This is a genomic window from Bacillus sp. FSL W8-0640 (genome assembly GCF_038007725.1).
In the GTDB taxonomy this organism is placed as follows: Bacteria; Bacillota; Bacilli; order Bacillales; family Bacillaceae_G; genus Bacillus_A; species Bacillus_A cereus.
In genome coordinates, this window is record NZ_JBBOXT010000001.1 from 53,936 (window position 1) to 80,000 (window position 26,065).

Genomic DNA, 26,065 nt, shown 5'->3' on the forward strand with positions numbered 1-26,065 from the left:
TGTTTTCCTTTTCCAAAATATTTGCATAAAATAGAATGACTTGCTCTTTATGTTGAGAGGAGTTTTAAAAATGATAGGTTTATTAGAGCAATTTTATAAAAATGAAGAGATACAATCGGTTATTAATGGGTTAGAAGATGGGTTAAAAGAACAACTTATATCAGGGATGGCAACGTCTTCTCGTTCATTATTAATGGCGGCTTTATATAAAAAAACAAAAAAATCACAATTAATCGTGACACATAACTTATACCAAGCACAAAAAGTACATGAAGATTTAGTGGCGTTACTTGGTGAAAAAGATGTGTGGTTATATCCAGTGAATGAACTGATAGCATCGGAAATTGGAGTTGCAAGTCCAGAATTGAAAGCGCAACGTATAGAAGTGTTAAATCGCTTGGCTGCGGGAGAGAATGGAATCATTGTAGCGCCAGTGGCAGGATTGCGTAGATTTTTACCAATAAAAGAATTGTGGAAGCAAAAGCAAGTTGAAATCAATCTAGGGCAAGAGATTGATTTAGATGCGCTCTTGCATACTTTACATCATATTGGCTATGAACGTAAGTCGATGGTAGAAGCTCCAGGGGAGTTCAGTTTGCGTGGGGGAATATTAGATATTTATCCTTTAACTGAAGAACTACCATTTCGTATTGAATTCTTTGATACAGAAGTCGATTCTATTCGATTATTTGATGTGGATGAACAGCGTTCTCAAGGTAAAAAAGAAAACGTTAGGTTTGGTCCGGCAACAGAGTTTTTATTTTCACAGGAAGAATTAAAATCAGGAATTCAGCATCTTGAAGAAGGCTTGACTAAGACGATGCAAAAACTTTCTGATGATAAACTAAAGACTAAAGTGCTTGAGACGGTAAGTCATGAAATTGAGATGTTGAAAAACGGGCAAAGTATAGAACAGATGTTTAAATACTTATCTATTTTCTATAAAGAACCTGCTAGTCTGATAGATTATTTACCAGAAGATGGTGTTGTAATTTTAGATGAGATTTCCCGTATTCAAGAAACAGCATCACATCTTGAAACAGAAGAGGCGGAATGGTATATATCACTTCTTGGTGAAGGAACAATTATTCAAGATTTATCTTTCTCTCACCCATTCGAGGGGTTTCTTCATCATAAAAAAAGAAGTTTTTTATATTTAACGTTATTCTTGCGTCATATCGCACACACACATCCGCAAAATATTGTTAATGTAACATGTAAAACAATGCAAGATTTCCATGGACAGATGAATTTGTTAAAAACAGAAATTGATAGATGGAATGAAGGGCATTTTACGACTGTTGTACTCGGAACAGATGATGAACGTGTGAAAAAATTACAACATATTTTAAGTGATTATGATATTGAGGCAGATATTGTAGAAGGTACAGATATTTTATTGCCTGGAAGGTTACAAATTGCTGTAGGTGATTTACATGCAGGATTTGAAATGCCGATGCAAAAGCTTGTTGTCATTACTGAAAAGGAGCTTTTTCATAAGAAAGTTAAAAAATCACAACGTAAACAAAAGCTATCGAATGCTGAACGTATTAAAAGTTATTCGGAATTAAAAGTTGGAGATTATGTAGTTCATGTAAATCATGGTATAGGTAAATTTTTAGGTATTGAGACATTAGAGATTAATGGTGTTCATAAAGATTATTTAAATATTAAATATCAAGGTAATGATAAGCTATACGTTCCAATTGAACAAATTGATCAAGTTCAAAAATATGTAGGATCTGAAGGTAAGGATCCGAAAGTTTACAAATTAGGTGGGAATGATTGGAAAAAGGTTAAAACGAAAGTTGAAAAATCTGTACAAGACATTGCGGATGACCTAATTAAACTATATGCTGAGCGCGAAGCTTCAAAAGGCTATGCATATACGCCAGATACGGCAGAACAACAAGAGTTCGAATCATCTTTCCCATACCAAGAGACAGAGGATCAGTTACGTTCTATTGACGAGATTAAAAAAGATATGGAACGCGGACGCCCGATGGATAGGCTCCTTTGTGGTGATGTAGGGTATGGGAAGACTGAAGTGGCTATTCGTGCGGCATTTAAAGCGATTATGGATGAAAAACAAGTTGCAATTTTAGTACCGACAACGATTCTTGCGCAGCAACACTATGAAACAATTCGAGAGCGTTTTCAAGATTATCCAATCAATATAGGCTTATTAAGTAGATTCCGTACGAGGAAACAACAAAATGAAACAATTAAGGGCTTAAAGGATGGAACAGTAGATATTGTAATCGGAACACATCGTATTTTATCTAAAGATGTTACTTATAAAGATTTAGGGCTTCTTATTATTGATGAAGAACAAAGATTTGGTGTGACACATAAAGAAAAAATTAAACAATTGAAGGCGAATGTTGACGTATTAACATTAACGGCAACTCCGATTCCGCGGACGCTTCATATGTCTATGCTTGGTGTGCGCGACTTATCTGTTATTGAGACACCACCAGAAAATCGTTTCCCAGTCCAAACGTATGTAGTCGAGTATAATCCAGCGTTAATGCGAGAGGCGATAGAGCGAGAGCTTGCAAGAGGTGGTCAAGTTTACTTCCTATATAACCGTGTAGAGGATATTGAAAGAAAAGCAGATGAAATTTCGATGTTAGTTCCAGATGCCCGCGTAACGTACGCACATGGGAAAATGAACGAAAGCGAATTAGAGTCTGTTATGCTATCATTTTTAGAAGGACAGCATGATGTTCTTGTAAGTACAACAATTATTGAGACGGGTGTAGATATTCCGAATGTAAATACGTTAATTGTATTTGATGCAGATCGTATGGGATTATCACAGTTGTATCAGCTTCGTGGGCGTGTTGGACGTTCTAATCGTGTTGCATATGCATACTTTGCATATAAACGTGACAAAGTGCTGTCAGAGGTTGCAGAGAAGCGTCTACAAGCAATTAAAGAGTTCACGGAACTTGGATCTGGTTTCAAAATTGCGATGAGAGATTTATCTATTCGTGGAGCAGGTAATTTGTTAGGGGCAGAACAGCATGGATTTATTGATTCTGTCGGATTTGATCTATATTCTCAAATGTTAAAAGATGCAATTGAACAGCGTAGAGGAACAGATGGGACTGAAAATATAGTTAATGTTGAAATTGACTTAGAGGTAGATGCATACTTACCAGATGCTTATATTTCAGATAGTAAGCAAAAAATTATGATGTATAAACAATTTAGAGGTGTTTCTGCAATTGAGGATATTGAAGAATTGCAGGAAGAAATGATCGATAGATTTGGCGATTATCCACAAGAAGTTGGTTATTTATTACAAATTGCAAATATTAAAGTGTTGGCAATGAAAGAACAAATTGAATTAATTAAGCAGAATAAATTTGAAGTAACATTCCTGTTTTCTGAACAAGCAAGTCAAAATATTGATGGTGGAAAATTATTCATGCTCGGAAATAGTTTTGGACGTATGATTGGTTTAGGAATGGAAGGATCACAATTGAAAATTGTTATGAAAACAAATGGCTTAGAGACATCGAAGTGGTTAACGATTGCTGAAAATTTATTAAAAGGCTTACCAGATGTAAAAAAAGAAGTAATAAATGCCTAAAATAAGATAAAAAAATACAATTCGACGTGCATAGAAGAACTAATGTGTAAAATACTATATCTAACAGTTGGTGATTTTTACATGAACAGGTAAATTCACCACTTTGATCATCAGTAGAAAGTGAGGCAGCATTAGAATGAAAGCAACTGGAATCGTACGTCGAATTGATGATTTAGGCAGGGTCGTAATCCCGAAGGAAATTCGTAGAACTTTACGTATTCGAGAAGGAGACCCACTAGAAATATTTGTTGATCGCGATGGAGAGGTAATTTTAAAGAAGTATTCTCCAATTAGTGAGCTAGGTGATTTTGCAAAAGAATATGCTGATGCTTTATATGACAGCTTAGGACATAATGTGCTTGTGTGTGATCGAGATTCTATCATCGCAGTATCAGGCGTATCGAAAAAAGAATACTTAAATAAAAGTGTTGGCGATTTAATTGAAAAAACGATGGAAGAACGAAAGTCTGTTATTATGACGGATGAAAGTGATATTTCCATTATTGATGGTGTAACAGAAAAGGTTCATTCTTATACAGTTGGACCAATTGTTGCAAACGGAGATCCGATTGGAGCCGTCATTATTTTTTCAAAAGAAGCTATTATAAGCGAGATCGAGCATAAAGCGGTTAATACTGCTGCCAGTTTCTTAGCGAAACAAATGGAACAGTAAGGGTATATTGATTTTAGAAGTAGCAATCTTTCCTAATTATGATCTTTCTTTTTGAGAAATCAATTATTTGGAGATATATGTATATTGAATGAAGGTAGCACTTTGCTACCTTTTTTCGTTGAATATTTTTAACGTGTAGGAACTCATTATTACCCGTGTTGGGAAGGGAGTTTGTTCTTTTCTTTATGATATAATACGAGAGGTGAGAATAGAAAAAGGAGTTTTCTTGTATGGAAGCGAAGAAGTATCAAGCCTTTTGGCGTGGGGCTATTATATTAACGATTGCAAGTTTCGTTACAAAAGTATTAAGCGCTTTTTACCGTATTCCATATCAAAATATAGCGGGGGATATTGGGTTTTATATTTACCAACAAATTTACCCGTTTTATGGATTTTGTTTAATTTTAGCTACTTATGGATTTCCTGTTATCATTTCGAAAATGGTTGCAGAACGATTAGAGCGGGGAAAACAAAAAGAAGCAGAAGAAATTATTTGTGTATCTTTTTGGTTCTTATTAGGAATTGGTTTTATAGGCTTCTTTACATTGTTTTTTGGGGCCGAAACAATTGCGGTAGCTATGGGCGATATACACTTAGATAAGTTACTACGTGTTATTTCATTTTCATTCTTATTGATGCCATTTTTGTCTGTAGCAAGAGGGTATTTTCAAGGATTTAATAATATGATGCCAACGGCTGTTTCGCAAGTAATAGAACAAACAATTCGAGTTTCTATTATTGTATTTTTATCGCTATTCCTAATTGCTCACGGATTTGATTTATATACAGTTGGTGCAGGGGCTATGTTAGGCTCAATTGCGGGAGGTCTTATTGGGATTATTGTACTTATATTGTATATGCGTCAAGATTTTCGTTCTATATTCTTCAAAAGTGCAGCGAGAATTAAGGGTAAAAGGAAAATAGTTAAAATCCTTTTTTGGCAGGGGTTAGCGATTTGTGTTAGTAATTTAGTGCTTATTTTTATACAGATGGCTGATTCAGTGTCCTTTTACAGCTTACTTATTGGTGCGGGAGAACAGGCTGAAAATGCAAAGGTATTAAAGGGTGTTTATGATAGAAGTATTCCGCTAATGCAATTAGGTACTGTTGTGACGACTTCTTTCTCGTTGTCACTTATTCCGATTATTACAGCGGCGAAGGAAAGAGGAGATCTTTCCTTTATTCAAGAAAAGGTAAAGTTAGCAGTGAAAATAACATGTGTTATTGGACTTGCAGCAGCTATTGGACTAACTTGTATTATTCAACCTACGAATATTATGTTGTTTGAAAACAGTGATGGATCAGATGTTTTATCTATTTTATCGTTATCTATTTTATTTAGTTCATTGTCAATTACGACAGCTTCTATTTTACAAGGATTGGGGCAAACGTTTAAGCCAGCATTATTTGTTGTATTTGGAGGTTGCTTAAAGTTAGCGTTAAATTATATATTCATGCCTTATTTTGGTGTGAAAGGTGCAGCCTTTGCGACTTTATGTGCGTTAATTATAATCTCTGGACTAAATACTTTGTTGCTTACGAGAGCTGTATCAGGGTCACTTATCAATAAGCGAAATATGTTAGGGATAGTAATTAGTGGTATCTGTATGGGATTTGTATTAATGATGTTCACACGTGTGTTACAGATGTCTGGATTAGTAATTGATACGGAACATAGAGGAAGCGCGACACTTGAAGCGTTGTTAGGTGTAGCCATTGGCGGATTGACATATATGTTTTTTATTTTGAAATTACGTGTATTTACAAAAAAAGAATTAGGAACCGTTATGAAACAAGAGAAAAAAGAAGGTTCATTGAAGAAGAGTGGATAGAGGTGACTGGTTGTGAGTGGAATCATTACTATTTTAGGTTTAGGAGCTGGTGAATTAGATCAGCTAACGATGGGTGTATATCGAAAAATAAAAGAAGCAGACCATCTGTTTGTTAGAACGAAAGAACATCCAGTTATAGAAGAATTGGAGAAAGAAGGCGTACAATATACGTCTTTTGATGCTGTATATGAAGCACATGATACGTTTGAAATTGTATATGAAACAATTGCGAATAAATTGCTAGAACAAGCTGAAGGTACAGAAATTATCTATGCTGTTCCCGGGCATCCACTTGTAGCAGAAAGAACAGTTCAGCTACTGTTGGAAAAAGGAGAAGTTTCAAATGTTGAAGTGCGAATTGAGGGGGGACAAAGTTTCCTTGATCCTATGTTTGCAAGTCTAAAGATTGATCCGATTGAAGGATTCCAATTACTTGATGCTACATCATTTGAAAGAGGGCAATTAGAACTGCGTCAACATTTAATCTTTTGCCAAGTATATGATGCATTCGTTGCATCTGATGTAAAATTAACATTAATGGAGATGTTACCAGATGATTATGAAGTGTATATCGTAACAGCTGCAGGAACTTCATTTGAACAAGTAAAGAAGGTACCGTTGTACATGTTAGATCATGAAACGGAATTGAATAATTTAACGAGTGTGTACGTGCCGCCAGTTCAGGAGCGTGCGTCCTTGTATCAACAGTTTGATGTTCTTAGAGAAATTATTGCGGAACTTCGTGGTCCAAATGGTTGTCCGTGGGATAAAAAGCAAACACATCAATCATTAAAGAAATATTTAATTGAGGAAGCTTATGAAGTGTTGGAAGCAATCGATGAAGAGGATGATGATCACTTAGTAGAAGAATTAGGTGATATATTATTACAAGTTATGCTTCATGCTCAAATCGGAGAAGATGAAGGTTGGTTCTCTATAGATGATATCATTCGAACTCTATCTGAGAAAATGGTTCGTCGCCATCCGCATGTGTTTGGAAATACGGATGTAAACAGCGCTGATGAAGTGATTGCAAATTGGGAAGAAATTAAAAAACAAGAAAAAGGATTCGTGAAAGAATCTGTTTTAAATGGCGTTCCCAAAAGTTTGCCGCAGTTACTACGCGCCTATGAAATTCAGAAGAAAGCTGGTAAGGTTGGATTTGATTGGGTTGATGTGCAACCGATGATAGAGAAAGCTTTGGAAGAATGGCAAGAGTTCCAACAAGAGGTTACAAATATGGATGAGAAAAAGATGCTGGGTGAGTTTGGTGATTTACTATTTGCATTTGTTAATATAGCTCGTCATTACAAAATAGATCCAGAAGAGGCGTTACGTTCAACTAATGAGAAATTTACTGGTCGTTTTTTATACATGGAGGCAAAAGTAGCTGAAATGAATAAAGAGATGAAAGATTTATCATTAGAACAGTTAGATGTTTTATGGGAAGAAGCGAAACAGACAGAGCGCTAATAGGGGGATTTGATATGCGTCTAGATAAGTTTTTAAAAGTATCACGTTTAATTAAAAGAAGAACATTAGCGAAAGAAGTAGCTGATCAAGGAAGAATATCTATTAATGGTCAAGTGGCAAAAGCAAGTTCTGATGTGAAAGTAGCTGACGAATTAACAATTCGTTTTGGTCAAAAAATAGTGACTGTGAAAATAAATGAATTAAAAGAAACAACTAAAAAAGAAGATGCAGCAAATATGTATAGCTTAGTTCGTGAAGAAAAAGTAAAAGCGGAAGAAGGCTTGTTCTAAAATCATTTATCCCCTCATACATTACTATTAGCTAGTAAAAACCTATGGGGGGATTTACGTGAATAATGGTTACTCACCTACGTCTTCTAATCAACAAAATGTTTCTGTAGAGCATGACATTATTATGCGTGGCAGGCGTATAATTGATATTACCGGTGTGAAGCAGGTAGAGAGTTTTGATAGCGAAGAGTTTTTACTAGAGACCGTAATGGGTTTTTTAACAATTCGTGGTCAAAATTTACAAATGAAAAATTTAGATGTGGAAAAAGGTATTGTGTCGATTAAAGGGAAAGTTAATGAGATGCTGTATATTGATGAAAATCAAGGGGAAAAAACTAAAGGTTTCTTTAGTAAGTTGTTTAAATGAGCTTAACAATTCAGTTGTATACAATGCTTTCAATGATTGGAATGGGTGCTTGGATTGGAGCGTCTTTAGATACATATCAACGTTTTTTAAAGCGCCAAGAACGTAAACGTTGGCTTGTATTTATACATGATATATTATTTTGGATTGTCCAAGCATTATCCGTCTTTTATGTATTGCTTCTCGTAAATGAAGCTGAGCTACGTATATATGTGTTTTTGGCATTATTATGTGGTTTTGCGGCATATCAAAGCTTACTGAAGGCACTATACATGAAGCTGTTAAATTTTCTCATCTATATTTTTATGCAAACAACATATTTTTTTGTTCGAATTATACAGCTACTCATGATAAAACCTGTTATTATTATAGCGCAGCTATTTATTGCATTTATATTATTCTTATTTCGTATACTGCTTTCAATTGGACATGTGTTATGGAAAATGGTGATTTGGATATTACTTTTCATATGGAAAGTTTTTTTCTGGCCTGTTCGATTTATTGCTTCGCTCATATGGAAACTTCTCCCTAATCGTGTTAAACTTTTTATAGTGAAACATATAGGGTTCCTGCAATATATAGCAAAATTGAAGGGACATATCTTCCAACTATGGGAGCATATAAAAAAGAAGTTAGGGGGACCTCGGAAATGAGGGAACTGAGACAAAGAACAATCGAAAAACAGAGTCCAAATCCTGTTAAAGAGCATATAATACAAACGGATGAGAACAGGAAGCGACTTTATCGCCGTTTAGCGGTTTTTCTTGTCTTTACTTTTACAATTATTGCGAGTATTAGTGTAACGTTTTATCAACAAAACAGTTCCATTAAAGCAAAAGAAGCAAAAGTTAAGGACATGAAAAAAGAACTGGATTCATTAACGAATAAAGAAAAAAGTCTAAAAGACGAAGTTCAAAAGTTAAATGATGAAGAGTACGTATTAAAGATTGCTAGAAGGGATTATTTCTTCTCTGGTAAAGGGGAGATAATTTTTCCTGTTTCTAAGTAGAGTATGTCTTATTGACACTATATTTTAGGATTATATATAATAAAGTAAAATTTGACTTTTTAACCACTAAGGAGGAGCATTTTTTTTATGTCAATCGAGGTAGGCAGCAAGTTACAGGGTAAAGTAACAGGTATTACAAATTTTGGGGCTTTTGTGGAGCTGCCAGAGGGCTTAACGGGTCTTGTTCATATTAGTGAAGTTGCTGATAACTATGTAAAAGATATTAACGATCACTTAAAAGTGGGCGACCAAGTAGAAGTAAAAGTTATTAATGTTGAAAAAGATGGAAAGATTGGTTTATCTATCAAAAAAGCGAAAGAACGTGAAAAAACAGAAGGAGATCGTCCACGCGGTGAATACCAACGCGGTGGTGATCAACAACGTTCTGGACGTCCACAACGTAATAATCGCTCTTTCAACAGAGATAATCGCGGTGGCGGTAACGACCGAGCTCCGAAAGAAACATTTGAGCAAAAGATGGCACGCTTCTTAAAAGATAGCGAAGATCGTTTAACTTCTTTAAAGCGTAACACAGAGTCTAAACGTGGTGGCCGTGGCGCGCGTCGCGGATAATAAGGACGTTTAGTTTTTAACATATAGAGAGGTACCCAGAGTGATGGCTCAGGGTGCTTTTTTATATGTTAAAAATATTTTTAAAAAAGTTTTTGAGATGTGTTGACTTTAATTAGTATCTGATGTAAGATAATAATTGTCCGTTAAATAAGACGACATGGCGGTGTAGCTCAGCTGGCTAGAGCGTACGGTTCATACCCGTGAGGTCGGGGGTTCGATCCCCTCCGCCGCTATATTTAATTTAACGGCCCGTTGGTCAAGTGGTTAAGACACCGCCCTTTCACGGCGGTAACACGGGTTCGAATCCCGTACGGGTCATCTAAAAAGATCATGCAAATTTGCATGATCTTTTTTTGTTAAATAAATTAAGATATACAACACTTCTACAAAATCACCCTATATTTTCTGAATATTTAATTAAAATCTTAAAAATAACTTACATACCGTGTATATCTGTAGAGTTATTTCGAATAAAAAGTCGAACGATTATAAAAGTGAAAACTGTTGTTTTGACAAAAAAACCAACAATCATCTTTTATAATGACAGTAATTAAACTATGCAGGTGGTGTTAAAAATATGCCTAAAGCAGGAAGGAATACTATGAATACAAGTGCATTGGCAATGAATGAGAGTCAGCTTGGAGGAATAAAGTGGACGAGTAAGTTGCGAATGAAATTTGAGCAAGTTTTCTTTAGATGGGGATTTATTATTGTTGTTATTGGTTTTCTTTTGGGACGAGCATATATATTAACAAATATTTTACCGTTTGCACTGCCATTTTTTGCTGCTGTTTATGTTATGAAGCGGGATAAGATGCCGCTAGCATTTTTAGCTCTAATGGGAGGAGCTCTTTCGGTATCGATAGATAATTTGTTTTTTACCTTTGCATCTATCTTTACCTTCTTCATTTATAATATCTTCTTTAGTCGATTTACACGTAAAACTGTTGGACTTGTTCCATTTCAAGTATTTATCTCCGCATTAACCGCACACTTAGTTGTTGTATATTTTGCGCAACAAACTGTCACCATGTACGATTTACTCGTTAGTACCATTGAGGCTGGGCTTAGTTTCGTATTAACTATGATATTTTTACAAAGCGTCCCGCTTTTAGTGGAAAGGAAAGGAAAACAACAGGCATTAGAGACGGAAGAAATTGTTTGTTTGATTATATTACTAGCATCTGTTTTAACGGGTACAACAGATTGGTTTGTATATGATGCTTCTATTCAACATATTTTTACAAGGTATTTAGTGCTAGTATTTGCATTTATTGCAGGTGCTGCCACAGGATCCACAGTAGGGGTTGTAACAGGACTAATATTAAGTTTAGCAAATGTGTCTAGCTTGTCTCAGCTTAGCCTTCTTGCTTTCTCTGGATTGCTTGGTGGATTGTTAAAAGAAGGGAAGCGTTTAGGTGTTAGTTTAGGTTTATTAATTGGGACAAGCTTAATTACATTATATGTGGACAAACAGACAAATATTGTAACAACTTTAATTGAGTCAGGTGTAGCGATTGTTATCTTCTTATTAACACCGAAGCTTGTTTTGGATCGTATTGCTAAATTTATGCCAGGTACACAAGAGCATTCGCAAGACCAACAACAATATTTAAGAAGGATGCGTGATGTTACAGCAAATAAAATCAACCAATTTGCAAATGTATTTGCTGCTTTATCTAATAGCTTTTCTGTATATGGGTATGTAGAGGAAGAAGATAAAGAGACAGAAGCAGATTTGTTTTTGAGTACAATTACTGCGAAAACATGTCAAACATGCTTTAAAAAGGATCAATGCTGGGTAGTGAATTTTGATAAAACGTACGATTATATGAAACAAATAATGAATGAAACGGAAGAAGGAACCCTGCAACATAATCGTAAATTAGTTCGTGAGTGGGACAAGCATTGTGTGAGAGGGAAAAAAGTGACGGATTTAGTAGCGGGTGAATTAGATCACTTCTATGAGGGACAAAAATTACGAAAACAAATGAAGGAAAATCGTAGAATAGTAGCGGAGCAACTATTAGGTGTATCAAAGGTTATGGAGGATTTTGCTAAGGAGATACAACGAGAGCGTGAAAATCATCAAGTGCAGGAAGAACAGATTATGCAAGCATTCCGTGATTTTGGTGTCGAAGTAGAGCATGTTGATATTTATTGTTTAGATAGAGGAAGTATTGATATTGAAATGTTAATTCCAGTTGCATCTAATGAACATGGTGAATGTGAAAAGTTAGTTGCACCGATGCTTTCGGATATCCTTAAAGAAAATATTGTCGTTAAACATGAAGAAAAGTCTTCTTATCCAAATGGCCATAGTTTAATATCATTTGGTTCGGCGAAGACGTATTCTCTTGATACAGGATTGGCTACAGCTGCAAAAGGCGGTGGATTTGTTTCGGGTGACTCTTATGCGATGATGGATTTAAGTGTTGGTAAATATGCACTTGCAATTAGTGATGGTATGGGGAATGGGCAAAGGGCTCATATGGAAAGTAAGGAAACGGTGAAATTATTACAAAAAATACTCCAATCGGGCATTGATGAAGAAATAGCAATTAAGTCTATCAATTCAATTCTTTCTTTGAGAACGACAGAAGAGATGTTTACGACGTTAGATTTAGCTATGGTAGATTTGCGGGATGCGAGTGCAAGGTTTTTAAAGATTGGATCAACGCCGAGTTTTGTTAAACGCGCAAATAATATTTTGAAAATTGAAGCAAGTAATTTGCCGATGGGAATCATTGAAGATGTTGAAGTTGATGTGGTGGGTGAACAATTAAAAACGGGCGATATTCTTATTATGATGAGCGATGGGATTTTTGAAGGAGCACAGCATGTGGAGAATCATGAATTGTGGATGAAACGAAAAATTAAAGAATTGCAAACCGAAGACCCGCAAGAAATTGCTGATATCATTATGGAAGAAGTGATTCGCTCTTGTGATGGTTATATAAATGATGATATGACTATTGTAGTGGCAAAAGTGAAGAAAAATATGCCGAAGTGGGCTACGATTCCGATTGTAGGAATGCAGGCGCAGTAAAATGTAAGTGGAATGTTTATCTATAATTTGATTTTAAAAACCTAGGTGAATACCTAGGTTTTTTTGTGGAAAAAGGTAATGTTATTAATTTTGTGAATATACACGGAGGATGTAAGATAAAAATGTAATTTTTGTATATCTTTTTTTTGCACAATGTTTGTAAAAGTTGTACCATTGTAGACAAGGCAACTAACGTTGCTGTTCTTGTTTAATGAAAGGTGATTACGAAGTTGAAAGATACATTTGTTGAAAAAGTAGATGACTTTGTAAAGCAGCATGATGTATTAAAGAATGATTCAACAATTGTTGTGGGAGTTTCTGGTGGTCCTGACTCGTTAGCGCTTTTATATTATTTATTAGAAAAAAGAGCGGAAAAACAGTTGGAAATTGTAGTAGCTCATGTGGATCATATGTTTAGAGGTGATGAATCTCATGAGGATTTACGGTTTGTGCAGGGCCTTTGTGAAGAACTGGGAATTATTTGTGAAACGATAAGGATTAATGTATCACAATATCAACAGCAATACGGAATGAATGCACAGGTTGCTGCTAGAGAATGCAGATATGCATTTTTGGAAAGAATAATGAAGAAATATGATGCAAGATATGTTGCTCTTGGACATCATGGAGATGATCAAGTCGAGACAATTTTAATGCGTCTTGTAAGAGGGAGTACTCCGAAAGGATATGCAGGAATTGCAGTGAAGCGTCCTTTTCATAATGGGTATTTAATTAGGCCGTTACTTGGGGTAACGAAGGAAGAAATTGTTGATTACTGTAATAAGCTAAATTTAATGCCACGTATAGATCCGAGTAATAAAAAGGAAGTATATACAAGGAATCGATTACGTAAATATGTCCTTCCTCATTTGAAAGAAGAAAATCCACAAGTGCATGAGAAATTCCAAAAATTTAGCGTGCAGATGCAAGAGGATGAGGCTTATTTGCAGGAATTAGCTTTTGAGAAAATGAATAAAGTAATTACAAAAAAAAGTGATAAACAAATTAGCTTATCAATTCCTGCCTTTGAATCCATGTCTATGCCTTTACAAAGAAGAGGGATTCAACTAATATTAAACTATCTTTATGAATATAAGATTCCATCTTCTCTTTCTTCCATACATATTGACAAGGTGATTGAGTTTTTTAAGCGGACACAACCTTCAGGTTCACTTGATTTTCCAGGTGATTTGAAAATTGTTCGTACATACGAGGAGTGTAGCTTTAGATTTAAACAAGAAATTGTTTCTCCTTTTTTACAAGATTTATCAGTACCCGGGACCATTACGCTATTGAACGGGGATGAATTTGTAACAGAGGTGAGCGAAGATATACCAAGTAACATGAATGAAACAGTATTTGTTGCTAAGTATAATGATATATCATATCCACTTCGTATTCGTTCTAGGGAAAATGGAGATCGCATGTCAATACAAGGTATGAATGGCACGAAAAAGATAAAAGCTATTTTTATCGAAGCAAAAGTACCGAAAGAAAAAAGAGAAGAATGGCCGGTCGTTTGTGATGCAAGTGGGACCATTATTTGGGTACCCTTGTTGAAGCGGTCTGCATTTGCAATTTCGAAAGAGATGGCAAAGAAGGATAAATATATGATTATTCACTACAAAAGCAAGGAGTCTTCCGGGAGGATAATGAAATGATGAATCAAGATATCGAAAAAGTATTAATTTCTGAAGAGCAAATACAAGAAAAGGTGCGCGAACTAGGTGCAATTGTTGCAGAGGATTATAAAAACACAGTACCTCTTGCGATTGGTGTATTAAAAGGCGCAATGCCATTCATGGCAGATTTATTAAAGAGAACAGATACATATCTTGAAATGGATTTTATGGCTGTATCTAGTTACGGTCACTCTACAGTTTCAACAGGCGAAGTGAAAATTTTAAAAGATCTTGATACTTCTGTAGAAGGTCGCGATATTTTAATCGTCGAAGATATTATTGATAGTGGTCTTACACTAAGCTACTTAGTAGACTTATTCAAATATCGTAAAGCGAAGTCTGTAAAAATTGTTACATTATTAGATAAGCCAACAGGCCGTAAGGTTGATCTGAAAGCGGATTATGTTGGATTTACTGTTCCACATGAATTTGTAGTAGGATATGGATTAGATTATAAAGAGCAGTACCGTAATCTTCCTTATGTAGGCGTATTAAAACCAAGCGTTTACTCAAATTAATTAAATATAGGCTTCACAATTGTATAGGAAAGTTTTTCTATGTTACGATTTACTATAGTGTTTATGCCGTGAGAGGAGGTTAGGAATGAATCGTATCTTCCGTAATACCATCTTTTATTTACTGATATTCTTAGTAGTAATTGGAATCGTGAGCTATTTTAATGGTTCGACACAAAAAACGACATCAGTTAGCTACGACAAATTCATTACTAAACTAGAAAGCGGTGAAGTGCGTAATGTGCAACTTCAACCGAAAAATGGTGTATTTGAGGTAAAAGGACAATTCAATAACTCTAGCCAAGGAGAACAATTTGTTACTTATGCACCAAATACTGAGGAATTACAAAAGAAAATTAATGATAAAGCGAAAGGTGCCGAAGTTAAGTATCAACCAGCAGAAGAAACAAGTGCCTGGGTAACATTCTTTACTTCAATCATTCCGTTTGTCATCATCTTCATTTTATTCTTCTTCTTATTAAACCAAGCTCAAGGCGGCGGTAGCCGTGTTATGAACTTCGGGAAAAGTAAGGCGAAGTTATATAATGATGAAAAGAAAAAAGTTCGTTTCAGAGATGTTGCTGGTGCGGATGAAGAGAAACAAGAACTTGTTGAGGTAGTTGAATTCTTGAAAGACCCTCGTAAGTTCTCTGAAGTTGGTGCTCGTATTCCAAAGGGTGTCCTATTAGTTGGACCTCCAGGTACAGGTAAAACTTTATTAGCACGTGCTGTTGCAGGTGAGGCTGGCGTTCCATTCTTCTCTATCAGTGGTTCTGACTTCGTAGAGATGTTTGTGGGTGTCGGTGCATCACGTGTACGTGATTTATTTGAAAATGCAAAGAAAAATGCTCCTTGTATCATTTTCATTGATGAAATTGATGCAGTAGGGCGTCAACGTGGCGCAGGTCTTGGTGGTGGCCATGATGAGCGTGAGCAAACGTTGAACCAATTACTTGTTGAAATGGATGGATTCGGTGCAAACGAAGGTATTATTATCATCGCTGCGACAAACCGTCCTGATATTCTTGATCCAGCATTATTACGTCCAGGTCGTTTTGACCGTCAAATTACAGTAGATCGTCCAGATGTAAATGGCCGTGAAGCTGTACTGAAGGTGCATGCTCGTAATAAACCGCTTGATGAGAATATCAACTTAAGAGCAATTGCAACTCGTACGCCAGGATTCTCTGGTGCTGATCTTGAAAACTTATTAAACGAAGCTGCTTTAGTAGCTGCGCGTCAAGATAAGAAGAAAATTGATATGAGTGACATTGATGAAGCAACGGATCGCGTTATTGCAGGTCCGGCTAAGAAAAGTCGTGTTATCTCTGAAAAAGAACGTAATATCGTTGCTTTCCATGAAGCGGGTCATACTGTAATTGGTGTTGTTCTTGATGAAGCTGATGTCGTTCATAAAGTAACAATTGTCCCTCGTGGTCAAGCTGGTGGATATGCAGTAATGCTTCCGAAAGAAGATCGTTACTTCATGACAAAGCCAGAGTTACTTGATAAAATCACTGGTTTACTTGGTGGTCGAGTAGCTGAGGAGATTGTATTTGGTGAAGTGAGTACAGGTGCTCACAACGACTTCCAACGTGCGACGGGCATTGCAAGACGTATGGTTACAGAATTCGGTATGAGTGATAAGCTTGGACCAATGCAATTTGGTAGTTCGCAAGGTGGTCAAGTGTTCTTAGGAAGAGACTTCCATTCAGAGCAAAACTACAGTGATGCAATTGCACACGATATCGATGTAGAAATGCAAACGATTATGAAAGAATGTTATGCTCGTGCAAAAGACATTCTTACTGAAAATCGTGATAAGCTAGATCTTATTGCAAAAACGTTACTTGAAGTAGAAACGTTAGATGCTGAGCAAATCAATCATTTATGTGATTACGGCAGATTGCCAGAACGTCCAACATCTTCAGATGATGTGAAAGTAAACATCAACATGAAGAAAGACGATGAAGATAAAGAAGATAAGTAAGAAACGAAGGAGTGACTATCGTCACTCCTTTTTTGTTTGTTAAAACCTTTGTTAATTACTATTGAGAACTTAGTGGATAAAGTAATTTAAGTAAAACTAGTATTAAAAATTGAAATAGAGAGCAATCTTTTTGTAAAATGATGAGGATAGGAAAGCTGATTATATAAGTATGTGTGATATGATGTTTTTATAAGTTTTATACATACTGCACAAATATAGATTAAATAAGATAAGTGGTGAGAATATGATTTTTGTATTGGATGTAGGGAACACAAATGCTGTACTAGGTGTGTTTGAAGAGGGGGAACTTCGTCAGCATTGGCGCATGGAAACAGATCGTCATAAGACAGAAGATGAATATGGAATGCTTGTAAAGCAATTGCTTGAGCATGAAGGTCTTTCGTTTGAAGATGTGAAAGGTATTATTGTGTCTTCAGTCGTACCACCAATTATGTTTGCTTTAGAGCGCATGTGTGAAAAATATTTTAAAATTAAACCGCTTGTAGTAGGGCCTGGGATAAAAACAGGGCTAAATATTAAATATGAAAATCCGCGTGAAGTAGGCGCAGACCGAATTGTAAATGCAGTAGCAGGAATCCACTTATATGGAAGTCCGCTTATTATTGTTGATTTTGGTACGGCTACTACATATTGTTATATTAACGAAGAAAAGCATTATATGGGTGGAGTTATTACGCCAGGAATTATGATTTCAGCAGAGGCTTTATATAGCAGAGCAGCAAAACTTCCTCGTATCGAAATTACAAAACCAAGCAGTGTAGTTGGGAAAAATACAGTAAGTGCGATGCAATCGGGTATTCTTTATGGTTATGTTGGACAAGTGGAAGGTATTGTTAAGCGTATGAAAGAAGAAGCTAGACAAGAACCTAAAGTTATTGCAACAGGTGGATTAGCAAAATTAATTTCCGAAGAATCGAATGTAATTGATATTGTAGATCCATTTTTAACGTTAAAAGGTTTATACATGTTATATGAACGTAATGCAAATTTACAGCATGAGAAAGGTGAATAAATACGTATGAAAGATTATTTAGTAAAAGCGTTAGCGTTTGATGGAGAAGTGCGTGCGTATAGTGTACGTACAACAAATACAGTAAGTGAGGCGCAAAGACGTCATGATACATGGAGAACAGCTTCAGCGGCACTAGGGCGTTCTTTAACTGCGGGTACAATGATGGGCGCAATGTTAAAAGGTGAGCAAAAGTTAACGATTAAGGTAGAAGGTAACGGTCCGATTGGTCCTATCTTAGTAGATGCTCATGCAAATGGAGATGTACGTGGTTATGTAACGAATCCGCATGTTGATTTTGAAGGAACAGAACAAGGGAAGTTACGTGTATATCAAGCGGTAGGTACAGAGGGGTTTGTAACTGTAATTAAAGATATTGGAATGCGTGAGCCGTTTATTGGTCAATCTCCAATCGTTTCAGGAGAATTAGGAGAAGACTTTACGTATTATTTTGCAGTTTCTGAACAAACGCCTTCTTCTGTAGGTGTTGGTGTTCTTGTAAATGGAGATGATAGCATATTAGCGGCAGGTGGATTCATCCTTCAAATTATGCCGGGTGCGCAAGATGAAACGATTTCATTTATTGAAGACCGTTTACAAAAGATTCCACCTGTATCAACGTTGATTGAACAAGGACTTTCTCCGGAAGAGCTACTATATGCAGTTCTTGGAGAAGATAAAGTAAAAGTATTAGAAACAATGGATGTTCAATTTAATTGCACATGCTCACGCGAGCGTATTGAGAGTGTATTAATTAGTTTAGGTAAAACAGAGTTAGAGCAAGTTCGTGAAGAAGAGGAAGAGACAGAAGTTCACTGTCATTTCTGTAATGAACGATACAAGTTCTCTAAAGAAGATATTACAAATTTAATCGAGAATTTGTAATAAGGGAATTAAGAGGAGCAATCCTCCAAATGAATTGACAAACAGGGAATTTTCTGACAAAATCTAAATATAGATAAAACCAATAAAAATACTCGGTGTTAGGAGTGACAGGAATGCGAGTGGCACAATCAGTTTCAGAATTAATCGGGAAAACGCCGATCGTTAAGTTGAACCGCATCGTAGAATCAGACAGCGCAGATATATACTTAAAATTAGAATTTATGAATCCGGGGAGTAGCGTTAAAGATCGTATCGCATTAGCTATGATTGAAGATGCTGAAAAAAATGGATTATTAAAAGAGGGCGATACAATCATTGAGCCGACAAGTGGTAACACAGGAATTGGTTTAGCGATGGTAGCGGCTGCTAAAGGATATAATGCAATCTTAGTAATGCCAGAAACAATGAGTATTGAGCGTCGTAATTTATTACGTGCTTACGGTGCGGAATTAGTATTGACTCCAGGGCCTGAAGGAATGGGTGGAGCAATTCGTAAAGCGACTGAATTAGCAAAAGAGCATGGCTACTTTATACCACAACAGTTCAAAAACCAATCGAATCCAGAAATTCACCGTTTAACAACAGGTCCAGAAATTATTGAACAAATGGGCGACCAATTAGATGCGTTTATTGCAGGTATTGGTACAGGTGGAACGATTACTGGTGCTGGTGAAGTACTGAAGGAAGCGTATAAAGATATTAAAATTTATGCAGTAGAACCTGCAGATTCACCAGTATTATCTGGTGGGAAACCAGGTCCACATAAAATTCAAGGAATTGGGGCGGGATTTGTTCCAGAGACGTTGGATGTAGAAGTATATGATGAAATTATTCAAGTGAAAACAGAGCAAGCATTTGAATATGCGAGAAGAGTGGCTAAAGAGGAAGGTATTTTAGTTGGTATCTCTTCAGGCGCAGTTATTTATGCAGCAACAGAAGTTGCGAAAAAGTTAGGTAAAGGGAAAAAGGTACTTGTTATTATCCCGAGTAACGGTGAACGTTATTTAAGTACACCACTTTATCAATTTGAATCATAATTAAACGCGATTGAAAAAGCATCCTTGAAAAAGGGTGCTTTTTCTTTTGGGATTGGAAATAGGAAAAGAGTGAATGACTAGAAAACTTCATGTAAAATAAGAGGTAGTATAATTAAATTATTTTCACTAGCCTTCGAGTATAATCAATCTCTATATAAATAACTTATGTAGTTTGAGCTGGTTAATCTAAGAGGGTGGGATAAAAGAAGACGGGGTGTTGATATGCAACGAAGAAAATCTTTAGCGCTTTCTATTCCATATCAGTTAGATTTCTTTAAGCAATATAAATTTCTTTCTCAGGGTAAATCGCAACATATTTTGTTAGAAAGCGGCCGTGGCGGTCGTTATAACATTGTAGGGCTGAACCCAGTAGCGGTAATCCGAGGGAAGGATGAAACGTTACATATAAGTGAAAGTGGTAAGGAAACAATAAAACGAGGGAATCCGTTAGATTTAATGCAAGAATATATGGAACAATGGAAGACGGACTATAACCCAGAGTATCCGCCTTTTCAAGGTGGTGCAATTGGCTATTTCAGTTATGACTGTATCCGTTATATTGAAAAGCTGCCTTCTCTTGCGGAAGATGATATTAATATACCTGACATCTTCTTTTTATTATTTGATGACGTATTTGTCTATGATCAAAAAGAACAAGTGTTATGGGTTATTACGCATTATGTAGATAAATATGAAGAGGCAAAAGAACGGCTAAATGAGTGGAAGAGTCTTTGGATGACAGAAGCGCCTGAAGTGACTGTGCCCTTTGAAAGTCCTGAAAAGAAAAGTGAAGCAGTTGCTTTTACTGAAGCCGGCTTTATGAAGGCGGTTGAATGTATTCAAGAATATATTGGGGCGGGTGATGTGTTCCAAGTAAACTTGTCGACGAGACAAGAAAGAACGTTACAGACACACCCACTAGAAATTTATACAAGTCTTCGTGAAATTAATCCATCTCCATATATGGGTTACCTGGAGCTTGGGGATTTTCAAATTGTTAGTGGATCGCCAGAGTTGTTAATTAAGAAACAAGGAACTGAAGTAAGTACAAGACCAATTGCTGGAACGAGATCTAGAGGCGCGGATGAGCAAGAGGATGAAGAATTAGCAAGAGAATTAATTGAGAACGAAAAAGAAAGAGCAGAGCATGTAATGCTTGTGGATTTAGAAAGAAATGATTTAGGACGTGTTTGTAAATATGGCACTGTAGAAGTAGATGAATTTATGGTAATTGAGAAATACTCACATGTTATGCATATTGTTTCTAATGTGCGTGGTGAGGTGGAAGAAGATAAAGATGCTTTTGATTTAGTGAAGGCTGTATTCCCTGGGGGAACAATTACTGGTGCCCCGAAAATACGTACGATGGAAATTATTGAGGAATTAGAACCTGTTCGAAGAGGGATTTATACAGGTTCAATCGGTTGGATTGGTTATTCTGGAGATACAGAATTGAATATTGTAATTAGAACACTTCTTGCTAAAGATGGAAAAGCTCATGTACAAGCAGGGGCGGGAATTGTAATTGATTCAAATCCAGAAAATGAATATAAAGAGTCGTTAAAAAAGGCGATTGCTTTATGGCGTGCAAAAGAACGTAGCGAAGAAACGGTTAGGTGAGAGAAATGATATTAATGATTGATAATTATGATTCTTTTACATTTAATTTAGTGCAGTTTCTTGGAGAACTTGGACAAGAGCTCGTTGTTAAACGTAACGATGAAGTGACCATTTCAGATATTGAGAATATGAAACCAGATTTTCTAATGATTTCTCCAGGTCCATGTAGTCCTAATGAAGCGGGGATTAGTATGGAAGTTATTAAATACTTTGCTGGAAAGATTCCGATTTTTGGAGTTTGTCTAGGGCATCAATCCATTGCACAAGTGTTTGGTGGAGAGGTTGTCCGTGCAGAACGATTAATGCATGGGAAAACGTCGCTTATGCATCATGATGGAAAGACGATTTTTTCGGATATTCCTAATCCGTTTACTGCGACGCGCTATCATTCCCTTATTGTTAAGAAAGAGACGTTACCCGATTGCTTAGAGGTAACATCTTGGACAGAGGAAGGAGAAATTATGGCACTTCGTCATAAGACATTGCCGATAGAGGGTGTGCAATTCCATCCGGAATCTATTATGACTTCTCATGGGAAAGAGTTGTTACAGAATTTCATTTGTAAATACAGTCCAAGTGCAACATTATGTTAATTTACGTAAATGGTCAGTATGTAGAAGCAAGTGAAGCGAAAATTTCTCCTTATGATCATGGTTATTTATATGGTCTTGGAGTTTTTGAAACGTTTCGTATTTATAATGGTCATCCTTTCTTATTGGATGATCATTATGACCGTTTAATAGAAGCGCTGGATACATTGCAAATTAAATGGACAATGACAAAAAATGACGTGATGCTTATTTTGAAAGATTTACTCGCTAAGAATGAATTGAAGCATGCATATGTACGTTTTAATGTATCAGCGGGTATAGATGAAATAGGATTACAAACGGAAATGTATGAAGAGCCTTCGGTTATTGTTTTTATAAAACCTTTAACAGCTCCAGGAGATGTAGTGGAAAAAGAAGGTGTTATTCTAAAACAAGTGCGAAATACACCGGAAGGAACATTTCGTCTGAAGTCTCATCATTATTTAAATAATATTTTAGGGAAGCGTGAAATTGGAAATGTTGTGAGTAAGGAAGGTATTTTTCTTACTGAAGCAGGTTATGTTGCAGAGGGTATTGTTTCCAATCTATTTTTTGTGAAAGGTGATGTTTTATATACACCTTCGTTAGAGACAGGGATTTTAAATGGTATCACTCGTGCGTTTATTATAAAGAGTGCTGAAGAATTAAATATAGAAGTAAAGGAAGGTTTCTTTACAAAAGATGAGCTACTTTCAGCGGATGAAGTCTTCGTAACAAACTCCATTCAAGAAATTGTTCCGCTTTATCGTATAGAAGCGCAGGATTTCCCGGGTAAAGTAGGAGTGGTTACAAAAAGTTTAATGTACCTTTATGGAATGCAAAGAGAGAAATTATGGAGCAGAAATGAATTACGAAGAGGAGATGTGTAGTTTGAAGTGGGATTATGATTTACGCTGCGGCGAATATACATTGAATTTAAATGAAAAGACATTAATTATGGGGATTTTAAATGTAACACCAGATTCGTTTTCTGATGGTGGGAGTTACAACGAGGTAGATGCTGCGGTACGTCACGCAAAAGAAATGCAAGGTGAAGGTGCTCATATTATTGATATTGGTGGCGAATCTACTCGCCCGGGTTTTGCTAAAGTATCAGTAGAAGAAGAAATAAAGCGAGTTGTCCCGATGATTCAAGCAGTTTCAAAAGACGTAAAATTGCCTATATCTATCGATACATATAAAGCTGAAGTTGCAAAGCAAGCAATTGAGGCTGGTGCTCATATTATTAATGATATTTGGGGAGCGAAGGCGGAGCCAAAAATTGCTGAAGTCGCAGCTCATTACGATGTACCCATCATTTTAATGCATAACCGCGATAACATGAATTATCGTAATTTAATGGCGGATATGATTGCTGATTTGTATGACAGTATTAAAATTGCTAAAAATGCTGGTGTGCGAGATGAGAATATTATTTTAGATCCAGGTATCGGTTTTGCTAAAACACCTGAGCAGAACTTAGAGGCGATGCGTAATTTAGAACAGTTAAATGTGCTAGGTTATCCGGTTCTCTTAGGTACTTCGAGAAAGTCCTTTATTGGGCACGTATTAGATTTGCCAGTAGAGGAACGCCTTGAGGGAACGGGAGCTACTGTTTGTCTTGGTATTGAAAAGGGCTGTGAGTTTGTTCGTGTCCATGATGTGAAAGAAATGGCGCGTATGGCTAAAATGATGGATGCGATGATTGGTAAGGGGGTAAGGTAATTGGATAAAATTTATATCCATGATATGGAGTTTTATGGTTATCATGGCGTGTTCCCAGAGGAGAATAAATTAGGTCAGAGATTTAAAGTTGACTTAACGGTGGAGTTGGATTTAAAGCGTGCAGGGGAAAGTGATGACTTAGAGCATTCGGTCAATTATGGAGAGCTTTTCGAATTATGTAGAAAAGTTGTTGAGGATAGAAAGTATAAGCTTGTGGAGAGTATCGCTGAAAATATTGCTGCAGATATATTAAAACAATATGAAAGTATTTCGCGCTGTACAATTAAGGTAATTAAGCCGGATCCACCGATACCGGGTCATTATCGTGCTGTAGCAGTAGAAATTACGAGAGAACGTCCATGAACAATATAGCTTACATTGCATTAGGGTCAAATATTGGAGAGCGTTATACGTATCTAACCGAAGCGATTCAGTTTTTAAATAAAAATCCTTATATTCAGGTTGATGATATTTCATCTGTATATGAAACTGAGCCAGTTGGCTATACTGACCAAAGTTGCTTTTTAAATTTAGTTATAAAAATTTCTACCAATTTATCACCACAAGAATTATTGAAAGTAACACAAAAAGTAGAAAATGACCTAGGAAGAAAAAGGGAAATTAGGTGGGGGCCGAGGACTATCGACCTTGACATTTTACTTTATAATCAAGAGAATATTGAAGCAGAGAATCTTATTGTTCCGCATCCGCGGATGTTTGAAAGAGCTTTTGTTATCGTTCCGTTGTTAGAAATTAATCAAGACATAAAACAAAACATTTCATGTTCACAAGTAGAAGAAATGAAAAGGCGAGAGGGAGTAACGGTATGGAAGCAGAAAAATGGGGAAGACGCATTCGTGCTTTTCGAAAGCTAAAAGGTTACACACAAGAAGGTTTTGCTAAAGCACTAGGGGTATCTGTATCTGTTTTAGGTGAGGTTGAGAGAGGGAATAGATCGCCTTCTCAAGATTTTGTAGTAGAAGTTGCTAAGGCATTAAATGTTTCGATAGAGGAATTAATGCCAAAGTGATTGTACAGGAAGGAGTAGATTGATTGTTAAAGATTGCAAATATCGAGATGAAAAATCCGGTTGTACTAGCACCGATGGCGGGAGTGTGTAACTCTGCATTCCGTTTAACAGTAAAAGAATTTGGTGCCGGATTAGTTTGTGCTGAAATGGTAAGTGATAAGGCAATATTACTTAATAATAAAAGAACATTAGATATGTTATATATCGACGAGAGAGAAAAGCCATTAAGTTTACAAATTTTTGGTGGAGAGAAAGAAACTCTTGTAGATGCTGCGAAATATGTAGATAAATATACGACAGCAGACATAATTGATATTAATATGGGTTGTCCAGTGCCGAAAATCGTTAAATGTGATGCTGGAGCAAGGTGGCTTTTAGACCCGAATAAAATATATGAAATGGTAGCAGCGGTTGTAGATGCTGTTGAAAAGCCGGTTACAGTTAAAATGCGTATCGGTTGGGATGAAGAACATATTTTCGCAATAGAAAATGCTAGGGCTGTTGAGCGTGCTGGTGGCCAAGCTGTGGCGGTTCACGGACGTACACGAGTGCAAATGTATGAAGGAAAAGCGGATTGGGATATTATTAAACAAGTAAAACAATCTGTAAATATCCCGGTTATCGGAAATGGTGATGTCGCAACGCCGCAAGATGCAAAGCGTATGCTTGATGAAATTGGTGTAGATGGTGTTATGATTGGTCGTGCTGCTCTTGGAGATCCGTGGATGATTTATCGTACGGTAAAGTATTTGGAGACAGGTGAATTAATGCCGGAACCAACAGTGCGCGAGAAAATTGATGTATGTATGTTGCATCTAGATCGTCTTATCGACTTAAAGAATGAAAGTGTCGCTGTAAGAGAGATGAGAAAACATGCAGCTTGGTATTTAAAAGGTGTTCGTGGTAATGCGAGTGTACGTAATGGTATTAATGCTTGTAACACACGGGAAGACCTTGCGAATGTGTTAGGTACATTTGTAGAAGAAGTGGAAGCGAAACAACAAACAATTTACGTTGGTTAATAATGGACATAGGAGATTGACATTCTTCTATACACTTCCTATAATTACGTGAAAGAAAGAAGAGCTGCCAGTTAGTTGCTGGCAGTTTTTCTAGTT

At 36.4% G+C, this 26,065-nt stretch carries 24 protein-coding genes and 2 tRNA genes; all 26 read left to right on the top strand.

Annotated elements, in window-relative coordinates; genetic code table 11:
* Positions 1 to 70 precede the first annotated feature (70 nt).
* The 26 genes from mfd to dusB all read left to right on the top strand — a co-directional run bounded on the left by mfd (position 71) and on the right by dusB (position 25,969).
* Positions 71 to 3,601 (top strand): transcription-repair coupling factor, encoded by a 3,531-nt coding sequence (mfd, locus tag N2V80_RS00300; protein WP_061655188.1) that lies wholly within the window; start codon positions 71 to 73, stop codon positions 3,599 to 3,601.
* Between the two features lie 136 nt (positions 3,602 to 3,737).
* Positions 3,738 to 4,274, top strand: a complete 537-nt coding sequence (spoVT, locus tag N2V80_RS00305; RefSeq protein ID WP_000648302.1) for a stage V sporulation protein T — start codon at positions 3,738 to 3,740, stop codon at positions 4,272 to 4,274.
* Between the two features lie 230 nt (positions 4,275 to 4,504).
* On the top strand, positions 4,505 to 6,106 hold the full coding sequence (locus tag N2V80_RS00310; RefSeq protein ID WP_000387590.1) for a putative polysaccharide biosynthesis protein: 1,602 nt from the start codon (positions 4,505 to 4,507) through the stop codon (positions 6,104 to 6,106).
* A 12-nt stretch (positions 6,107 to 6,118) separates the two neighbouring features.
* Positions 6,119 to 7,579, top strand: a complete 1,461-nt coding sequence (mazG, locus tag N2V80_RS00315) for a nucleoside triphosphate pyrophosphohydrolase (RefSeq protein WP_000014241.1) — start codon at positions 6,119 to 6,121, stop codon at positions 7,577 to 7,579.
* Positions 7,580 to 7,593: 14 nt separating this feature from the next.
* Positions 7,594 to 7,869 carry an RNA-binding S4 domain-containing protein gene (locus tag N2V80_RS00320; RefSeq protein WP_001234876.1) on the top strand — a complete coding sequence of 92 codons (276 nt, stop codon included), beginning with the start codon at positions 7,594 to 7,596 and terminating at the stop codon, positions 7,867 to 7,869.
* Positions 7,870 to 7,927: 58 nt separating this feature from the next.
* Positions 7,928 to 8,236 carry a sporulation protein YabP gene (yabP, locus tag N2V80_RS00325; protein WP_001059104.1) on the top strand — a complete coding sequence of 103 codons (309 nt, stop codon included), beginning with the start codon at positions 7,928 to 7,930 and terminating at the stop codon, positions 8,234 to 8,236.
* Positions 8,233 to 8,886 carry a spore cortex biosynthesis protein YabQ gene (gene yabQ, locus N2V80_RS00330; protein WP_000059777.1) on the top strand — a complete coding sequence of 218 codons (654 nt, stop codon included), beginning with the start codon at positions 8,233 to 8,235 and terminating at the stop codon, positions 8,884 to 8,886. Before yabP ends, yabQ begins: the two co-directional genes overlap by 4 nt.
* A complete protein-coding gene (gene divIC, locus N2V80_RS00335; protein WP_001208739.1) occupies positions 8,883 to 9,242 on the top strand; it encodes a cell division protein DivIC in 360 nt (119 codons plus the stop codon). Before yabQ ends, divIC begins: the two co-directional genes overlap by 4 nt.
* An 87-nt stretch (positions 9,243 to 9,329) precedes the next feature.
* Entirely contained in the window at positions 9,330 to 9,815 is a 486-nt protein-coding gene (locus N2V80_RS00340; RefSeq protein ID WP_000021451.1) for a S1 domain-containing RNA-binding protein, read from the top strand.
* Positions 9,816 to 9,974: 159 nt separating this feature from the next.
* Positions 9,975 to 10,048, top strand: a tRNA-Met gene (locus N2V80_RS00345).
* A 13-nt stretch (positions 10,049 to 10,061) separates the two neighbouring features.
* Positions 10,062 to 10,133 (top strand) — tRNA-Glu (locus N2V80_RS00350).
* 259 nt (positions 10,134 to 10,392) lie between these two features.
* Positions 10,393 to 12,864 (top strand): stage II sporulation protein E, encoded by a 2,472-nt coding sequence (gene spoIIE / locus N2V80_RS00355; protein ID WP_001123552.1) that lies wholly within the window; start codon positions 10,393 to 10,395, stop codon positions 12,862 to 12,864.
* 230 nt (positions 12,865 to 13,094) lie between these two features.
* On the top strand, positions 13,095 to 14,525 hold the full coding sequence (gene tilS, locus N2V80_RS00360) for a tRNA lysidine(34) synthetase TilS (RefSeq protein ID WP_000655458.1): 1,431 nt from the start codon (positions 13,095 to 13,097) through the stop codon (positions 14,523 to 14,525).
* A complete protein-coding gene (gene hpt / locus N2V80_RS00365) occupies positions 14,522 to 15,064 on the top strand; it encodes a hypoxanthine phosphoribosyltransferase (RefSeq protein ID WP_000981844.1) in 543 nt (180 codons plus the stop codon). Before tilS ends, hpt begins: the two co-directional genes overlap by 4 nt.
* 85 nt (positions 15,065 to 15,149) lie before the next feature.
* Positions 15,150 to 17,051, top strand: coding sequence for an ATP-dependent zinc metalloprotease FtsH (gene ftsH, locus N2V80_RS00370; protein ID WP_001079672.1), 1,902 nt, complete (start codon positions 15,150 to 15,152; stop codon positions 17,049 to 17,051).
* A gap of 244 nt (positions 17,052 to 17,295) precedes the next feature.
* On the top strand, positions 17,296 to 18,084 hold the full coding sequence (locus N2V80_RS00375) for a type III pantothenate kinase (protein WP_000578368.1): 789 nt from the start codon (positions 17,296 to 17,298) through the stop codon (positions 18,082 to 18,084).
* A 6-nt stretch (positions 18,085 to 18,090) separates the two neighbouring features.
* Positions 18,091 to 18,966, top strand: a complete 876-nt coding sequence (gene hslO / locus N2V80_RS00380; protein WP_000656372.1) for a redox-regulated molecular chaperone HslO — start codon at positions 18,091 to 18,093, stop codon at positions 18,964 to 18,966.
* Positions 18,967 to 19,079: 113 nt separating this feature from the next.
* The gene (cysK, locus tag N2V80_RS00385; RefSeq protein WP_001261719.1) at positions 19,080 to 20,003 is read left to right on the top strand and encodes a cysteine synthase A; all 924 of its coding nucleotides are present in this window, start codon (positions 19,080 to 19,082) and stop codon (positions 20,001 to 20,003) included.
* Between the two features lie 222 nt (positions 20,004 to 20,225).
* On the top strand, positions 20,226 to 21,623 hold the full coding sequence (gene pabB, locus N2V80_RS00390; RefSeq protein ID WP_001189719.1) for an aminodeoxychorismate synthase component I: 1,398 nt from the start codon (positions 20,226 to 20,228) through the stop codon (positions 21,621 to 21,623).
* Between the two features lie 5 nt (positions 21,624 to 21,628).
* Positions 21,629 to 22,216, top strand: coding sequence for an aminodeoxychorismate/anthranilate synthase component II (pabA, locus tag N2V80_RS00395; protein WP_000602296.1), 588 nt, complete (start codon positions 21,629 to 21,631; stop codon positions 22,214 to 22,216).
* Positions 22,210 to 23,082 carry an aminodeoxychorismate lyase gene (gene pabC / locus N2V80_RS00400; RefSeq protein ID WP_000909873.1) on the top strand — a complete coding sequence of 291 codons (873 nt, stop codon included), beginning with the start codon at positions 22,210 to 22,212 and terminating at the stop codon, positions 23,080 to 23,082. Before pabA ends, pabC begins: the two co-directional genes overlap by 7 nt.
* Complete coding sequence (gene folP / locus N2V80_RS00405; protein ID WP_061655189.1) at positions 23,057 to 23,917, top strand: dihydropteroate synthase; 861 nt, start codon at positions 23,057 to 23,059, stop codon at positions 23,915 to 23,917. Before pabC ends, folP begins: the two co-directional genes overlap by 26 nt.
* Positions 23,918 to 24,280 (top strand): dihydroneopterin aldolase, encoded by a 363-nt coding sequence (gene folB / locus N2V80_RS00410; RefSeq protein WP_000358062.1) that lies wholly within the window; start codon positions 23,918 to 23,920, stop codon positions 24,278 to 24,280.
* Positions 24,277 to 24,792 carry a 2-amino-4-hydroxy-6-hydroxymethyldihydropteridine diphosphokinase gene (gene folK, locus N2V80_RS00415; protein WP_001059447.1) on the top strand — a complete coding sequence of 172 codons (516 nt, stop codon included), beginning with the start codon at positions 24,277 to 24,279 and terminating at the stop codon, positions 24,790 to 24,792. The genes folB and folK overlap by 4 nt, the downstream gene beginning before the upstream one ends.
* A complete protein-coding gene (locus N2V80_RS00420) occupies positions 24,744 to 24,947 on the top strand; it encodes a helix-turn-helix domain-containing protein (RefSeq protein ID WP_000387024.1) in 204 nt (67 codons plus the stop codon). The genes folK and N2V80_RS00420 overlap by 49 nt, the downstream gene beginning before the upstream one ends.
* Positions 24,948 to 24,970: 23 nt before the next feature.
* Complete coding sequence (dusB, locus tag N2V80_RS00425) at positions 24,971 to 25,969, top strand: tRNA dihydrouridine synthase DusB (protein ID WP_000912251.1); 999 nt, start codon at positions 24,971 to 24,973, stop codon at positions 25,967 to 25,969.
* Positions 25,970 to 26,065: the final 96 nt, after the last annotated feature.